This is a genomic window from Enterococcus sp. GC34, from assembly GCF_040886645.1.
GTDB classification, from domain to species: Bacteria; Bacillota; Bacilli; order Lactobacillales; family Enterococcaceae; genus Enterococcus; species Enterococcus faecalis.
In genome coordinates this window covers 95,048-110,018 of record NZ_JBFOEF010000002.1, presented here as the reverse complement: position 1 = coordinate 110,018, position 14,971 = coordinate 95,048, and the positions used below count along the sequence as shown (strand labels likewise).

The 14,971-nt window shown below is 37.3% G+C and carries 17 protein-coding genes and 1 other RNA gene; 4 read left to right on the top strand and 14 right to left on the bottom strand.

The window, feature by feature from the left end; all coding sequences use genetic code 11:
• Window positions 1-58 precede the first annotated feature (58 nt).
• The 10 genes from rfbD to map all read right to left on the bottom strand — a co-directional run bounded on the left by rfbD (window position 59) and on the right by map (window position 9,010).
• The gene (gene rfbD, locus AB3I72_RS02925; protein WP_061101265.1) at window positions 59-901 is read right to left on the bottom strand and encodes a dTDP-4-dehydrorhamnose reductase; all 843 of its coding nucleotides are present in this window, start codon (window positions 899-901) and stop codon (window positions 59-61) included.
• A gap of 92 nt (window positions 902-993) precedes the next feature.
• The gene (gene rfbB / locus AB3I72_RS02920) at window positions 994-2,022 is read right to left on the bottom strand and encodes a dTDP-glucose 4,6-dehydratase (RefSeq protein WP_002359895.1); all 1,029 of its coding nucleotides are present in this window, start codon (window positions 2,020-2,022) and stop codon (window positions 994-996) included.
• Between the two features lie 24 nt (window positions 2,023-2,046).
• The gene (rfbC, locus tag AB3I72_RS02915) at window positions 2,047-2,619 is read right to left on the bottom strand and encodes a dTDP-4-dehydrorhamnose 3,5-epimerase (protein WP_002356893.1); all 573 of its coding nucleotides are present in this window, start codon (window positions 2,617-2,619) and stop codon (window positions 2,047-2,049) included.
• A gap of 12 nt (window positions 2,620-2,631) precedes the next feature.
• Window positions 2,632-3,498: a glucose-1-phosphate thymidylyltransferase RfbA gene (gene rfbA, locus AB3I72_RS02910; RefSeq protein WP_002364387.1), complete on the bottom strand. Its 867-nt coding sequence runs from the start codon at window positions 3,496-3,498 to the stop codon at window positions 2,632-2,634.
• A 122-nt stretch (window positions 3,499-3,620) separates the two neighbouring features.
• Window positions 3,621-4,334, bottom strand: coding sequence for a glycosyltransferase family 2 protein (locus AB3I72_RS02905; RefSeq protein WP_010822994.1), 714 nt, complete (start codon window positions 4,332-4,334; stop codon window positions 3,621-3,623).
• A 3-nt stretch (window positions 4,335-4,337) separates the two neighbouring features.
• The gene (locus tag AB3I72_RS02900; protein ID WP_176944578.1) at window positions 4,338-5,165 is read right to left on the bottom strand and encodes a glycosyltransferase; all 828 of its coding nucleotides are present in this window, start codon (window positions 5,163-5,165) and stop codon (window positions 4,338-4,340) included.
• Window positions 5,165-5,953: a glycosyltransferase family 2 protein gene (locus tag AB3I72_RS02895; protein ID WP_002359892.1), complete on the bottom strand. Its 789-nt coding sequence runs from the start codon at window positions 5,951-5,953 to the stop codon at window positions 5,165-5,167. The genes AB3I72_RS02900 and AB3I72_RS02895 overlap by 1 nt, the downstream gene beginning before the upstream one ends.
• A 121-nt stretch (window positions 5,954-6,074) precedes the next feature.
• Window positions 6,075-7,211, bottom strand: coding sequence for an MraY family glycosyltransferase (locus AB3I72_RS02890; RefSeq protein WP_002366956.1), 1,137 nt, complete (start codon window positions 7,209-7,211; stop codon window positions 6,075-6,077).
• 110 nt (window positions 7,212-7,321) lie between these two features.
• Window positions 7,322-8,230, bottom strand: a complete 909-nt coding sequence (locus AB3I72_RS02885) for a YihY/virulence factor BrkB family protein (RefSeq protein ID WP_002383768.1) — start codon at window positions 8,228-8,230, stop codon at window positions 7,322-7,324.
• 15 nt (window positions 8,231-8,245) lie between these two features.
• A complete protein-coding gene (map, locus tag AB3I72_RS02880; protein WP_002356886.1) occupies window positions 8,246-9,010 on the bottom strand; it encodes a type I methionyl aminopeptidase in 765 nt (254 codons plus the stop codon).
• Between the two features lie 174 nt (window positions 9,011-9,184).
• On the opposite strand from map, the gene AB3I72_RS02875 reads away from it, so the two are divergent.
• Window positions 9,185-9,628: a flavodoxin gene (locus tag AB3I72_RS02875; RefSeq protein ID WP_176944577.1), complete on the top strand. Its 444-nt coding sequence runs from the start codon at window positions 9,185-9,187 to the stop codon at window positions 9,626-9,628.
• Between the two features lie 73 nt (window positions 9,629-9,701).
• Here AB3I72_RS02875 and AB3I72_RS02870 read toward each other — a convergent pair whose 3' ends face one another.
• Together AB3I72_RS02870 and AB3I72_RS02865 are read right to left on the bottom strand one after the other, a co-directional pair.
• On the bottom strand, window positions 9,702-10,175 hold the full coding sequence (locus tag AB3I72_RS02870) for a TspO/MBR family protein (RefSeq protein WP_002356884.1): 474 nt from the start codon (window positions 10,173-10,175) through the stop codon (window positions 9,702-9,704).
• A gap of 157 nt (window positions 10,176-10,332) precedes the next feature.
• Entirely contained in the window at window positions 10,333-10,905 is a 573-nt protein-coding gene (locus AB3I72_RS02865; protein WP_002356883.1) for a TetR/AcrR family transcriptional regulator, read from the bottom strand.
• A gap of 250 nt (window positions 10,906-11,155) precedes the next feature.
• Here AB3I72_RS02865 and AB3I72_RS02860 point away from each other — a divergent pair, with 250 nt between their 5' ends.
• Complete coding sequence (locus AB3I72_RS02860; protein WP_010713248.1) at window positions 11,156-12,394, top strand: aminopeptidase; 1,239 nt, start codon at window positions 11,156-11,158, stop codon at window positions 12,392-12,394.
• Window positions 12,395-12,481: 87 nt separating this feature from the next.
• Here AB3I72_RS02860 and ffs read toward each other — a convergent pair.
• An RNA gene (gene ffs / locus AB3I72_RS02855) (signal recognition particle sRNA small type) lies at window positions 12,482-12,566 on the bottom strand.
• Between the two features lie 40 nt (window positions 12,567-12,606).
• A complete protein-coding gene (tadA, locus tag AB3I72_RS02850; protein WP_002362126.1) occupies window positions 12,607-13,128 on the bottom strand; it encodes a tRNA adenosine(34) deaminase TadA in 522 nt (173 codons plus the stop codon).
• Between the two features lie 77 nt (window positions 13,129-13,205).
• Here tadA and AB3I72_RS02845 point away from each other — a divergent pair, with 77 nt between their 5' ends.
• Both AB3I72_RS02845 and AB3I72_RS02840 read left to right on the top strand, forming a co-directional pair.
• Window positions 13,206-14,057, top strand: coding sequence for a CdaR family transcriptional regulator (locus AB3I72_RS02845; RefSeq protein ID WP_061101269.1), 852 nt, complete (start codon window positions 13,206-13,208; stop codon window positions 14,055-14,057).
• 56 nt (window positions 14,058-14,113) lie between these two features.
• Window positions 14,114-14,959: a PhzF family phenazine biosynthesis protein gene (locus AB3I72_RS02840; protein WP_368023536.1), complete on the top strand. Its 846-nt coding sequence runs from the start codon at window positions 14,114-14,116 to the stop codon at window positions 14,957-14,959.
• Window positions 14,960-14,971 lie beyond the last annotated feature (12 nt).

The window sequence follows — 14,971 nt, the reverse complement described above, 5'->3', positions numbered from 1 at the left end:
AAAGAGAAACACCTTTCCACTTTTTCTCTAACAAAACCCCTCACTTACACAAAACAATTTATTGTTGAACATTTTCTAACATTTGTGCTAAGGCTTCTTGCCAAGTAGGAATTTTAAAGCCTAACGCTTCTGTTTTACTTAAATCCATGACAGAATATTGTGGTCTTTGCGCCTTTTGTGGAAATTGAGTTGAATCCACTGGCAGTACTTCCACTTCAGTATCTTTTAAAATTTCTTTAGCAAACTGATACCAGCTACAGCTGTTTTCATTAGACAAATGATAAACACCAAATGGCGCTTTTTCTGCAATAACAAATGCCATAAATTCGGCTAACGTTCTTGTCCAAGTTGGGCGGCCAAACTGATCGTCCACTACCGTTAGTTGGTCTCTTGTTTCCGCTAATTTTTGCATGGTAAAGACAAAGTTATGACCGTATTGGCCAAATACCCATGATGTTCGAATAATATAATAGTCATCCAGGATTTCTTGGACCGCTTGTTCACCTAATAACTTCGTCCGACCATACTCATTTAAAGGATTCGGTTGATCATCAATCGCATAGACGCCTTCTTTTTTAGTTCCATCAAAAATATAATCTGTACTTACGTAAACAAGTGTCGCCCCCACTGCTTTAGCAGCTTCTGCAACATGACGTGTGCCATCTACATTCACTTTTTCATCTAATTCCTTGCCTTCGTCTTCTGCTTTATCAACAGCTGTATAAGCAGCACAATGATAAATGACGCTTGGTTGAATTTCTTTCACTTTTGCCAACGTACTATTCGCATCAGTAATATCTAATTCTGTGGAATCCGTTGAAACATACTCAATTCCTTGTTCATCTAATAGGTGACGTAATTCTGTGCCCAATTGGCCATTTCCACCAGTAATTAAAATCATTATTTTCGCTCCTTCTTGAAAAAAAGGCAGGGCAAAGTAGCTTTTGTACTTTGCCATCGCCTTTCGACTGTTATCTCACATGTCAGAAAAAATTACTGACCATTTTGTGCATATTTTGCTTCAACAGCTTCTTTATCTGCACGCCACCAGTCTTCATTTTCTGTATACCACTTGATTGTTTCTGCCAAGCCTTCACGGAAATTCGTGAATTCTGGTTCCCAACCTAATTCTTCGCGTAATCTGGTTGAATCAATCGCATAACGTAAGTCATGTCCTGCACGATCGTTGACATGCTCATAGGCATCAACAGGTTGTCCCATTAATTCTAAAATTAATTCCATCACTGTTTTATTGTCTTCTTCACCATCGGCTCCGATTAAATATGTTTCGCCAATTTGCCCTTTTGTTAAAATTGCCCAAACAGCCGAAGAATGGTCGTTTGTATGAATCCAGTCACGAACATTTTTACCAGCACCATAAAGTTTTGGTGTAATGCCACTTAAGACATTGGTAATTTGACGAGGAATAAATTTTTCAATATGTTGATATGGACCATAGTTATTTGAACAGTTTGAAATTGTTGCTTGTAAGTTAAAAGAACGAACCCATGCTTTGACTAACAAGTCAGATCCTGCTTTTGTTGAAGAATAAGGACTTGAAGGATTGTAAGGCGTTTCGGCAGTGAATTTTTCCCCTTCGCCTTCTCCATGTCCTGGTAAATCTTCTCTTAAAGGTAAATCGCCATAAACTTCATCAGTCGATACATGGTGGTAACGGACATTATTTTTACGGCAAGCTTCGATCAATGTGTACGTCCCAATCAGATTGGTTTGTACAAATGGGAATGGGTCGTTTAATGAGTTGTCGTTATGCGATTCAGCAGCATAGTGAACGACCGCATCTGTTTCAGCGACTAAACGATTAACTAATTCAGCATCAGCGATATCTCCTACGACTAATTCCACGCGATCACTTGGTAGACCTTCAAGATTTTTTTCATTTCCTGCATACGTTAATTTATCTAATACAGTTACATGAACTTCTGGATGATTCTTTACAACATAATGAACAAAATTTGAGCCGATAAAACCAGCTCCACCTGTTACGATGATTTTTTTCATAATTGAAACTCTCCTACTTTTTTCTTAAATTTCGCCATAGATAAACGGATTTTCCGCTTCAAATTCTTTTAAGGTTGGATGTTTTTGATCCTTTTCTGACGTAATCGCTTTTTCTGGCGCAATTGGCCAATCAATAGCTAACGCTGGATCGTTAAAAGCAATACCGCCGTCTGCTGCCGCATTGTAGTAATTGTCACACTTGTACATAAAGTTCACGTTCGGTGTCAAAGTGACAAAACCATGGGCAAAACCTTTTGGTACTAAAAGTTGACGGTGATTATGTTCTGATAAAATGTAGCCTTCCCATTGGCCATAGGTTGGACTCCCTTTACGAATATCAACAATCACATCTAATACCGCACCTGTTACAACACGAATTAGTTTTGTTTGCGCAGCTTCGCCCTTTTGAAAATGCAATCCACGCAAGACACCTGCTTCTGTTGATAATGAATGATTATCTTGGACAAAATCAAAGTCTAATCCATGTTCTGCAAATTTAGCTTTGGAATAACTTTCTGTAAAAAAGCCACGATGATCACCGAAAACATCCATTTCGATAATTTTGACATCTTGTAATTTTGTATCAATAACTTTCACGTTTCTTCGCTCCTATTCTGCTGCTAAACGTAGCAAGTATTGGCCGTAGCCATTTTTCTTCAATGGTTGTGCCAATTCTACCAATTGTTCTTTTGTAATATAGCCCATTCGATAAGCAATTTCTTCCAAACAAGCGACTTTTAAATTTTGACGTTTTTCAATTGTTTCAATAAATGTTGACGCTTCTAATAAGGATTCGTGTGTGCCTGTATCTAACCAAGCAAAGCCACGGCCCATTACCTCAACAGAAAGTTTATTTTTTTCAAGGTAGACTTTATTAACGTCTGTTATTTCTAATTCCCCACGTTCTGACGGTTTGATCCCTTTCGCAATTTCAACCACTTCATTGTCGTAAAAATACAAACCTGTCACTGCGTAATTTGACTTCGGTTGTGCTGGTTTTTCTTCAATAGAAAGCGCCCGCATCTCTTCATCAAATTCTACCACGCCGAAACGCTCTGGATCATTTACATGGTAACCAAAGACTGTTGCCCCTGACTCTTTAGAAGCCGCTCGTTGCAACATTTTTGATAAGCCACCACCATAATAAATATTGTCCCCTAAAACTAAGCAGACACTATCATCACCAATAAATTCTTCACCAATAATAAATGCTTGCGCCAAACCATCTGGGCTTTCTTGCACCGCGTATTCGATATGAATGCCTAAATCATGGCCATCGCCGAATAAGCTTTCAAAACGTGGTGTATCTTCTGGTGTAGAGATAATCAAAATTTCATTAATTCCCGCCAACATTAACGTTGACATTGGGTAATAAATCATTGGTTTGTCGTAAATTGGCATTAATTGTTTTGATGTTGCTTTTGTTAACGGATATAAGCGTGTCCCGCTTCCGCCTGCTAAAATAATTCCTTTCATGAACAATCTCCTTAAATAACTTCTATTTTTAGTTTCTATAAAACCAAATATCCTTCCCTATTATCGCATTAAGCATAGGGTTTGTCATGTTTTTTACGTAAATTTTACAAATCTGTAAAAGTTTAGCGCTGTTCCTTTAAACGCTGATGTAAAGCTTTTAATAAATTCACACGCCAATTTAATTTTTGTTGGAAACTTGTTTTGGTAATAATGGGGCTGACATTCGCTCCATGTCTTCGGTAAAGCACTAGTGGTTCTTTAATGAGACCCGTTTGCTTCTTCCGTGCAGCTAATAAGCCAATCCACATATCATGCATAGGAACTTCTGGCGGAATGGGTAAAATGACGTTTTTCATCTCTTGACGAAAGGCCATACCTGCCCCAATATAGCCACTTTTTATCGCATTTCGCCAAAACCCTGGTTTGACTTTTCGAAACTTAAAATAAGAGGGATTGGTAACTTCTAAATCCGCATCAACAATTTTCAAGTCACTAATAACCACTTGGATGTCAGGGTGCGTTTCAAAATATTCTGTCACCGTCGTTACTTTATTTGGCAACCAAACATCATCTTGATCTGCTAAAAATATTACTTCGCCATTCGTATGCGTAAGCGCAAATGCAAAATTAGCAATCACTCCTTGCCCTGGACCTTGTAACAATTGAATTTGGGGATAATTCGCTGCATACGTCCTCAAAATTTCCAACGTATGATCAGTAGAACCATCATCTGAAATAATTAGTTCATCTTCTTCACTGACTTGTAAAAGAATACTATCTAATTGTTCCGCGAGATATTTTTCTCCATTATATGTCGCAATACAAACTGAGATCATAGATTATCCTTTCATTAACTTGAGAAATTCTGCCAATGTTTGCCGCCAAATTTGGCGATTTTTGACAGTTAAAAATTGCTTACTACTGCGTAAAAATAAATGGCGTCGATGATGGGAAAACTTTTCTTGATCATATCGACGATAAAATAACGTTTCTGCTTCAATAATAGAGCGATAACGTTGAGGACTCATTGTACGATAATCTAAAACAGACAATTCTTGTTTTAGGTGGATTGGTAAGACTTCAATCTTTTTATTGGCTTGATTTAATTGATAAAAGAACCAATGGTCTAAATAGTCCAAAGGAAATTCTTCCGAAAATTCTTCCAACCAGCGCAGTGTTTCTGCCGTAATGACTGTACCAGAATTGATAGCCATCAACGGTTGGTTGGCTATCCCTGCTGTTGGCTTTGCTCCTTTAAGCCCAACGTATTGATCACTATATACTGGCGAAATTTGTTGTCCATTTGCTTCTACAATTGGAACATAGACTGCCACAGTCGGATCTAATGGCATGATGATCAACGTATCAAAATAAGAGGCTGGCACTTCTGTGTCTTGGTCAAGGAGCAACAATAATTCACATTGATTCGCTTGACTAAAAGCAATCGCTTCATTATAAGCGGTCGCTAGGCCTGGATTATCAGGATTATGTCGATAAGTAACATTTTGTTGTAAAAATAATGCATCTTCTTGAGGAAGTGGACTGTTGTCATAAATAAATAAGTGCAATTCGGGATGATTTACCACTTCTTTTAATAACAAATAATTCGGTGTATCAGCCATTTTCATTTGATATAAGACGATGACTACCGCTAATCTTTGACTCATTAAAAGAACCTCCAGCCCCATTTGTTAAAAAATTTTCCCATTGATTGCATAAAGATTTTAAATAATTTCCGACTTTTATGGGCGCCCTTTTCATACATGTGAACAACCGTTTCAAAAGGCGTATAGAGAATCCGATAGCCTGCTTTGCCAAAACGTAAACATAAATCGTTGTCTTCAAAGTACATGAAGAAACGTTCATCGAACCCACCAATTTCAACGAATTTTTCACGATCAATCAACATAAAACAGCCTGAGCCCATTTTAATATCCGTTGTTTCTGTATCCGACAAATCGCGACATTCATAAATACTCAAACGTTTATCAAAAATTTTCTTTACAAATTGAAAGGGAATAAAACGTAACATATAATCGAAGACATCTAATTTTTGACGAACTAAATATTGCGTCGTGCCATCTTCATTTAACACTTTGGGGCTAACGACTGCAATGTTCTTATCTATTTTGATACGGTCTAATAGACGATCAAGCACGTCTTTAGTAACCAAAACATCGGGATTAAAAATAATTGCATACTTTGTCGAAGCATTGAATAACACTTGATTATGACCATGACCAAACCCTTGATTTTCTTCAGCGCGATGGATAGTAATAAATGGTTCATATGTTGTTAATTTTTCAAGATACGCTGTTTCAGAATGATTGTCGTAGATATGAATATCATAGATACTATCAGTACCTAGTTCGGCTTTTAATTGGTCTAGTACATTAAAAATGTAACGACTATTATAAGTGACAATCGAGATTGTTACCATTTCTTGCATGCTCATTTCTCCTTACTACTGAAACATCGTCTTAAAAAAAAAGCATATGTTTCACACATATACTTTTTTAAGTTTAATGGAATTATATCATAGGTTTACGCTCTCGCAAAGCAACCTAAAGATTTCTTTACTTTCTCTTAGAATGCTTGCCAAGTCGCTTTTTCATTTGCTCCTGACGATATTCACGATTCCCTAAAATCCGTAACAAATACATCAACGGTTGATGCCCTTCGCCAACTAGACCGATTAGTTCAATGAATAGTTCTAAGCCAATTAAACAAAAGACAATTAATAAAATTGATGCTACTGTACTTGAATAGCTGAACAATAAAGAGACAAAGGAAAAAACTAACGCTAATGCATAAATAGTCATGACCGCCCCTTTATGGGTAAAACCTAAAGATAACAAGCGGTGATGCAAATGCATTTTATCTGCTGAGGAAATGGGCTTCTTGTTCAATAGCCGTCGAATAATTGCATAAACCGTATCCGTAATTGGCACACCTAAAATCACCATTGGCGTAATTACCGTAATAAACGTAGCATTTTTCAATCCCTGTAACGACATTACCGCAATCATAAACCCGAGGAATAACGCCCCAGTATCTCCTAGAAATATTTTAGCTGGATAAAAATTGTATGGGAAAAATCCCGCAATGCTCGCAACTAAAATAAAAATAACAATTGGAATATAGACCGTTTTAGCATGTAGGAAAAAATACCCTGTAATACCAATCGTGGTTAATCCAATAATGGATACGCCTGATGCTAAACCATCCAAACCATCAATTAAATTTACTGCATTCGTAATCGCTAAAATCCACAATAAAGTTAATGGTAAACTAAACCAGCGCAAATCAATCATTCCAACGACTGGCAACGTCACAAAATCTATCCGAATTCCAGCAACAAAATAAATAACTAATGCTGCTAACAAAATACCGATTGTTTTTTTCATTGGAGTAATCTCTTTAATATCATCAATGAGGCCTGTCAAAACAACCATTCCACCAGCCAAAATAATCGGCCAAATATAATCTTGTGGGATAATCGAACGAAAAATCAATAAACATGAACTAGCAAAAGCAATGTAGATTGCAAGTCCTCCTGCTGTAGGCATATTTTTGGTATTGATTCGTCGCTCTCCTGGTGCATCATAGGCGCCAATCCGAAACGCTAGAAGCTTAACAAGTGGTGTTAATAGCAAAGATAAGATAAATGTCATAAATAAACGTATCAAAACTTCATAAATAAATAGTGACATAGTCGAACCCACTTTCTTCTCGTTCAGGGTATATTATACCGTAAACTGAAGCATTTACAAGCTGAAACATGTGTTCTGGCAACGGTTTAGACTTTTTTAAAGAAATCCATTTATTTTTTCTTTTTAAACCATCTAAACAAGCGTTGTTCAAAACTTGGTTGTTTTTTTTCTTTATCTCCAGATAAGTATTCATCGACAACAGCGTTGACAATTGCTCCTAAAATAATAATCGTGGCAGCAAAATTCAGCCATAACATCAAGATGATAAAACTCCCGATGATTTGATAACTTGCGATTCTAGAACTAAAATATTTTACGTACAAACCAAAAATTTGTGATAATAACATCCAACCGACTGTCGAAAAAATAGCCCCTGGCAAAATGGAACGTAACGATAATTTCCGATTAGGAACGACCGCATAAATCAAACACATAATCACTAATAAAACAACGGTCGTTAACGGCCATTTTAACGCTTGGAAAGTATCGATTACAGATGTTGAGTAATGGAAAATTGGTTGCAGTAATTCAATAATGTACTGCCCTAAACCTAAAATTACTACTACACCAACAATCGCTACCATAAATAACAAAATAACTAAAAATGAGACCACTCTTACGAGAATAAAATTTTTCCTTTGTTCGACACCAAAAGCTTTATTCATCGCGTTTTGTAGTGCATTAATACTTTGACTGGCACTCCAAAATGCTGCTAAAGCGGAAACAGAAAGCAACCCCCCTGAACGCTGAGTCAACAATGAACGAATCGCTGGTTCTAAGTTCTTATAAACATCTTTCGGAATCGCCTCTGCAATATAAGGCAACACAGAATTAGGGTCGATTCTTAAATAAGGTAAGACATTACCTACCGCAATCAGTAATGGAAACAGCGAGAGTAATAAATAATAGGCAACAACCACTGAGCTGTTGCCTATTTCGGCTGTGACCATGTGACTTTGCGTTGTCTCAATAAAACGCATCAAAGATTGATTCTTTTTGATGTTGTCGAGAAACTTCATCACACACTCTCCTTATTAATAAGTCAATTCTTCGCCTTGTGACGTTAAGATTCTTGGACCTTCTTTCGTAATCGCTAATGAATGTTCATATTGACAGCTTAGACCGCCATCTTCAGTATAAGCAGTCCAACCATTTGGGTCCATTTTCATGCGCCAAGTTCCTGTGTTAACCATTGGCTCAATGGTAATAACCATTCCCTCTTTTAAACGTAGTCCTTTACCTGCTTCACCATAGTGAGGAATCATTGGACTTTCATGGATAGTTGGGCCAATGCCGTGGCCTACAAAATCGCGAACTACCCCGTAGCCTTCTCCTTCTACATACGTTTGAATTGCATGACCAATGTCGCCAATTCTATTTCCTACCTGTGCTTGTTCAATCCCAAGATATAGCGCTTTTTTGGTTACTTCCATCAAGCGATCAATTTCAGGTGTTGATTCACCCACGACATAAGACCAGCATGAATCAGAGATTGCGCCTTTTAAGTCGACACACATATCTACTTTGATTAGGTCGCCATCTTTTAATACTTTTTTACGAGGAAATCCGTGGCAGATTTCGTCGTTGATACTACAACAAGTAGCATATTTGTAACCTTCATAGCCAATTTGAGCCGCCACGCCACCATGACTTTCAATAAAGTCTCTCACAAATACTTCAATATCCCAGCTTGTAATGCCAGGTTTAATAAACGTCCGTAAATGACGGTGAACATCCGCTAATAATTCCCCTGATTCATCCATCATTTCAATTTCTCGTGGTGATTTTAATGTAATCATACTATCTCTCCTAAACTTGTTTCATTCAAATTATTTTATCACATTTTTTGCAAAAAAGATTGTTCAAACACCAATTTTCAAAAAGTCCCTTAATAAAAGCACTCGCTAGTCTTTTATAAGAAATGCGCATCTGCTATAATAAGTGACAGAATTGTATGAGGGGGAAGAAAGTTTATGACGTTAGCTAAAATTGTGTATGCAAGCATGACTGGGAATACAGAAGAAATTGCCGACATTGTTGCAGAAGCATTTGAAGATTTAGAATTAGAGGTCGAAATTGATGAGTGTACGCAAGTCGATGCCGCTGATTTTGAAGAGGCCGATATCTGTGTAGTAGCTACATATACGTATGGCGATGGCGATTTACCTGATGAAATTGTCGACTTTTATGAAGACTTACAAGAGATTGACTTATCAGGAAAAATCTTCGGCGTTTGTGGTTCAGGAGACACGTTTTATGATGATTTTTGTAAATCGGTGGACGACTTCGAATCAGCCTTTACTCAAATTGGGGCAAAAAAAGGCGCCGACAGCGTTAAAGTTGATCTAGCCGCTGAAGAAGACGACATCCAACGTTTAGAAGAATTTGCGAAAAAATTAGCAACTGCCGCAGAATAACTACGTTGAAATAAATAAAAAAACACCAGAGAAAAATGGCTAGTTCCCATTTTTCTCTGGTGTTTTGATATTCCTAATTTAAAAATAAAATACTGTAATTTAAAGCTGCCGCAAAAGTAACCCAAAGAATATAAGGAATCATCAACCAGCCACGCGTTATTAATTTATAACGCAAGTAGTCCCACTGTTGAACTATTAATAATAGCCATAACAATGAGATATCAATCACAGATAATAAATTATTTTGTAAAGAAAAAAAGAAAAATGTCCAGAAAAAGTTCGCAATAAATTGTAAAATAAATAGCGTAATCATCCGTTTTTTCTGTTGTTTATTTGGATGAACTAAGATGAAATAAAAAGTGATGCCCATAAAAATATACAACACCAACCACACCGGTCCAAATAACCAGCCTGGCGGAGCAAAACTTGGTAATCTCAACGCTTGATAATATTCTCTCGCATTTACTGAAAATAAGCCCGACAAGAGCCCTAGTCCGGTAATTCCTACAATACTTAGCCATAAACGCTTATCTTTCACTCGGTTCATTTTTTTTGCCCCTTTCCATTTCTCTTCTTTACTGTAGCATGGTTGCGAATAATCTACCATTAATACACTTAACAAAAAAAGACCGTTCTTTTAAGAAACAGTCTTTTGCTGTAACCTCACAGAAGTTATCAGCATGAGGTTACACTTTTTTTAATTTTTATAGGTCAATATCAATTGGTTCATCTCGTTCAAGAATTGCTTCAATACTATCTTTCATTAAATGAATGATTTGTTCTTCTGAAGGATGGATAATTCCAGAAGTCATCAATGCAGCCACACCAGTAGCGACCACCCATGTTCCCATGTGTAAAGAGTCAATTTGAACATCGTTTAAATTAGCATACTCAGGATCAGCTTTTACCGCTTCAGTAAAATAGTGATAAGAGAATTCTTGCATTTTTTTGCCGCCACCATATTCTTCTAAATAAAGCGCACGGTATAACTTACTTTCACTTGTCGCAAAATGAATATAGTTTAAAGCCAAATCAACAATTGTATTCCCGGTATGTTTTACTGGAAATACTTCTTTCGCTAAGTATTTATGAATTTTTTGGAATAAAGCATCGCGTAAATCATCCATGTTTTTAAATTCCAAATAAATCGGTTGGGTGGAACATTTCATTTTATTAGCAATATTACGTGCAGTGAACTTCGAAAATCCTTCAGTGGCGACTACTTCATAGGCAGCTGTTAAAATCTGCTCTTTCGTAATGGTTTTTTTTCTTGCCATAATTCCCTATCCCCTTTATTCATTCATATACAACGCTTCCAAATAAATGCTTATGGTTATTGTAACACGATTTTTCTATTATGCAAAATTAGAACAACTCTTTGTACAAAAGTTCACTGAGCGGGAGCACGACAACTTTTACCCCGACTTAAAATAACAGTTGATAAAGGCTTTATTTCGTTGAGTTCCCTGTTCTTCCGTGTTATGATATGAGCAGTCATTACCCATCAAAATGAAGGAGGAATCACGAATGACCTTAGAGAATTTTAATGAAAATCTAAAGAAATATGCACGTTTAATTGCTGAAACGGGTGTCAATGTTCAGGACAATCATACGGTTGTTTTACAAATCAGTGTCGATCAAGCGCCCCTTGCCCGCTTAATTACGGAAGAAGCTTATCGCTTAGGCGCGGCCGAAGTAATTGTTCAATGGAGCGACGAAACCATTCAACGTGAATTTTTAGCTCATGCTGCAACTGATCGTATTGAAAATGTTCCTCAATATAAAATTGATCAAACCGATGATTGGATTGCCAAAGGCGCAAGCCGAATTAGCGTGGTTTCTTCTAATCCTGATGCATTAGCTGGCGTGGATGCACAACGTGTAGCAGCTTTCCAAGCGGCTAATGGGAAAGCATTGGTTAACCTACGAAAAGCAACGCAAGCCAACAAAGTAAGTTGGACTGTTGTAGCTGCTGCTAGTGAAGGCTGGGCAGCTAAAGTCTTTCCAGAATTAGCAACAAGTGAAGAACAAGTTGATGCACTTTGGAATGAAATTTTTAAAACAACACGAATTTATGAAGAAAACCCAGTCATTGCTTGGGATATCCATGATAAAAAATTACAAGAAAAAGCGGCTGAATTAAACGAACAACAATTTACTGCTTTACACTACACAGCTCCTGGGACAGATTTAACGATTGGTTTGCCTAAAAACCATTTATGGGAAGGCGCTGGTAGTTATAACGCGCGTGGAGAAGAATTCATGGCTAATATGCCAACAGAAGAAGTTTTCACCGCTCCAGATAGTCGCCGCGTTGATGGTTATGTCTCTAGTACAAAACCACTAAGTTATGCTGGCACAATCATTTCGGGAATGAAATTTACATTTAAAGATGGAAAAGTTGTTGACTTCTCAGCTGAACAAGGTGAAGAAGCATTGAAAAATCTCTTAGCTATTGATGAAGGTGCCAAACACTTAGGAGAAGTTGCTTTAGTGCCAGACCCTTCACCAATTTCACAATCCGGTTTGATTTTTTATAATACATTGTTCGATGAAAACGCCTCTAATCATTTAGCCTTTGGTTCGGCCTATGCCTTCAACTTACAAGGTGGCACGGAGATGAGCGAAGAAGAATTAGCTGCAGCTGGTTTAAATCGTAGCCAAACGCATGTGGACTTTATGGTAGGATCTGACAAAATGAATATTGACGGCATTAAAGAAGACGGGACGATTGTTCCTGTTTTTAGAAATGGCGATTGGGCATAAATTTAAAAAGAAGCAAGCCGTTATTTTTACGGCTTGCTTCTTTTTATTTCAAATAAAAAAAGGCTTCTCAGCCTTGATACGTTCCTTATTCAATCAGACACATGGCGGCACTTGCTTAGTGCTGCTTCCTTCCGGATCTGACACAATTCACTAGCCCGCCATTGTCCTAGCCTTTCGGCAAAACCTAGTATAACGTATTTTTATTCTTTTGACTAGTCTTTCTTTTGATTTTTTAAAAGTTTCTCTTCTTTTTTCTTTGCCCGTAACTTTTTAAAGAACTGAACTAGCAATAAGCGACACTCTTCTTCTAAAACGCCTGCTTCGACATAGGCCACATGATTGAAGCGTTCATCTTCTAATAAATTCATCAAAGTCCCAGCAGTGCCTGCTTTAGGATCAGTTGCGCCATAATAAACTTCTGGAATTCGTGCTAAAAGCATCGCCCCACTACACATTGGACAAGGCTCTAAAGTTACAAATAATTGGGTTTCTTCTAGACGCCAATTTTCTATCCCGCGACACGCTTCTTGGATTGCATACATTTCTGCATGCGCCGTTGCTTCTTGCCGTGCTTCTCTCAGATTATGCCCGCGGCCAATAATTTCCCCTTGCCGAACAATTACAGCTCCAATAGGCACCTCAGCCAAACCTTCTGCTTTTTTCGCTTCTGCAATGGCTTCTCGCATAAAAAATTCTTTTTCTTCTTGTGTTAACGTTGTTTCTTTTTTTCCCAATTAATTTCCACCTTTCGGCTTTTTCCCACTAAACTTCTGTCTTGCTTCATGGTACAATAAATCAGTGAGGTGTGTCTATGATTATTGAAAATTTATCTCAGCTTTATCCCAAAGGCTATTTATCAAAAACAATTGGTTCCGAAGCCACCTATTCAATTCCTGTTGACGAACAATTTTTCATTGTGAATAAAGCTTTCTTAAGTATTAAAGAACAGCATTTGTTGGAAGCGCTTTTCCCGATTTCTGAAAACCCAACCATTACTGGTAACCATCCTTGGTTCAGTTACTTATTTCAACAGGCAAAATTACCTGCCGAAGGGACCTTTCGTATGTTGCAAATTCAGACGAATGTCACAAAAGAATTACAAGCCGAATGGCAATTTAATTTAACAAAGATGTTTCCAGATACAGTTGATTGTTTCAGTCCAAGTAATAATATGTATATTTTAGTTGAAGAACAGTCAAAAAATACCTTTCAACAAGAAGAAATTCAAGGGATCTTTTTAACATTAGATACAGACTTTGATTGCACTAGTGCTGTATTTGTTGGCAATTTTTATTCCTCTGAAGACATTCTCCGGCGTTGTTTCCATGAAGAACAACGTATTTTTTCAGAAGAACTTAATTCCTCTAGTCGGACGACTGTTTTTAGTTTAACCGATGTCGCCCTCCACTATTTTACCAAGGAAGCCATGAGCCAAAATGTACTTGTTGAGTATTATCGTCGTTTATTAAATAAAGACACCGATATTCAGCCAATCATCAGCGCTTTGTGGAAAAATCAAGGCAATATCAGCTCCACTGCAAAAGATTTATTTATGCATCGAAATACTTTACACTATCGTTTGGAAAAGTTTTTTGAACAAACTGGCTTATCATTAAAAAAAATGGATGATTTAATCTTTTGTTATTTGTTATTAAGAAAGTAGTACGTCCGTTTTTTACTCGTATGTTTTTTATTCCCAATTAGAAAGTAGGCGTTCCAATGAAAATTACCGCATATGTCGCTAGTGCATTTAGTAAAAACCACGAAGGTGGCAACAAAGCAGGCGTTGTTTTTATGACACAGCCCTTAACGAGAACCCAAAAAATGGCCATCGCCAAAGAACTAGGATTTGCAGAAACTGCTTTTATTTCAGACTCAAAGGTTGCTGATTTCCGCCTTGAATATTTTACACCAAAAGAAGAAGTCGACTTGTGTGGCCACGCGACAATTGGCGCTTTCACCATTATGAAGCACTTAAATAAATTATTGCAAACAGCATATACAATCGAAACGAACAGCGGTTTGCTCGCAATCACGGCGAACGATGAACAACTATTTATGGAACAAACTGTCCCAACTTTTTATGATACGCTCACTTTAGAAGAATTGAGCGGCTGCTTTGATTTAAACGCAGTGGCAACTGCTTTTCCTATCCAGATTGTGTCAACGGGTCTAAAAGATATTTTGGTTCCCATTAAAAATGCGCAATTATTACAGGATTTACAACCAAACTCTGCAAAAATTAAGTTACTTAGTCAAAAGTACGGAGTTATCGGGATGCATCTTTTTGCTTTGTCTGAAGAAAATATCATTTGTAGGAATTTTGCGCCCCTTTATGACATCGATGAAGAAGCCGCTACTGGTACATCAAACGGTGCGTTAGCTTGTTATCTGTACCATCACCAAATTTTACAAAAAACCAATTACACCTTTGCCCAAGGTTATACCTTAAACGCTCCTTCAGAAGTCTTAGTGCGTTTGAACACTACATCCCAAAAGAAAATTGATCAAGTTCTAGTTGGTGGCAGAGGCTATTATGTTGAAACAAAAGAATTATTTTTATAAAAAAAGATGGCC

What these genes read in the sequence shown, in the direction of transcription:
- AB3I72_RS02890 (WP_002366956.1), bottom strand. Translation starts at nt 7,211, where the DNA reads ATGTCACTATTTATTTATGAAGTTTTGATACGTTTATTTATGACATTT.
- map (WP_002356886.1), bottom strand. Translation starts at nt 9,010, where the DNA reads ATGATTACATTAAAATCACCACGAGAAATTGAAATGATGGATGAATCA.
- AB3I72_RS02875 (WP_176944577.1), top strand. Translation starts at nt 9,185, where the DNA reads ATGACGTTAGCTAAAATTGTGTATGCAAGCATGACTGGGAATACAGAA.
- AB3I72_RS02845 (WP_061101269.1), top strand. Translation starts at nt 13,206, where the DNA reads ATGATTATTGAAAATTTATCTCAGCTTTATCCCAAAGGCTATTTATCA.
- AB3I72_RS02860 (WP_010713248.1), top strand. Translation starts at nt 11,156, where the DNA reads ATGACCTTAGAGAATTTTAATGAAAATCTAAAGAAATATGCACGTTTA.
- AB3I72_RS02870 (WP_002356884.1), bottom strand. Translation starts at nt 10,175, where the DNA reads ATGAACCGAGTGAAAGATAAGCGTTTATGGCTAAGTATTGTAGGAATT.
- AB3I72_RS02840 (WP_368023536.1), top strand. Translation starts at nt 14,114, where the DNA reads ATGAAAATTACCGCATATGTCGCTAGTGCATTTAGTAAAAACCACGAA.
- rfbA (WP_002364387.1), bottom strand. Translation starts at nt 3,498, where the DNA reads ATGAAAGGAATTATTTTAGCAGGCGGAAGCGGGACACGCTTATATCCG.
- AB3I72_RS02865 (WP_002356883.1), bottom strand. Translation starts at nt 10,905, where the DNA reads ATGGCAAGAAAAAAAACCATTACGAAAGAGCAGATTTTAACAGCTGCC.
- AB3I72_RS02905 (WP_010822994.1), bottom strand. Translation starts at nt 4,334, where the DNA reads ATGATCTCAGTTTGTATTGCGACATATAATGGAGAAAAATATCTCGCG.
- AB3I72_RS02885 (WP_002383768.1), bottom strand. Translation starts at nt 8,230, where the DNA reads ATGAAGTTTCTCGACAACATCAAAAAGAATCAATCTTTGATGCGTTTT.
- AB3I72_RS02900 (WP_176944578.1), bottom strand. Translation starts at nt 5,165, where the DNA reads ATGAGTCAAAGATTAGCGGTAGTCATCGTCTTATATCAAATGAAAATG.
- rfbB (WP_002359895.1), bottom strand. Translation starts at nt 2,022, where the DNA reads ATGAAAAAAATCATCGTAACAGGTGGAGCTGGTTTTATCGGCTCAAAT.
- rfbD (WP_061101265.1), bottom strand. Translation starts at nt 901, where the DNA reads ATGATTTTAATTACTGGTGGAAATGGCCAATTGGGCACAGAATTACGT.
- AB3I72_RS02895 (WP_002359892.1), bottom strand. Translation starts at nt 5,953, where the DNA reads ATGAGCATGCAAGAAATGGTAACAATCTCGATTGTCACTTATAATAGT.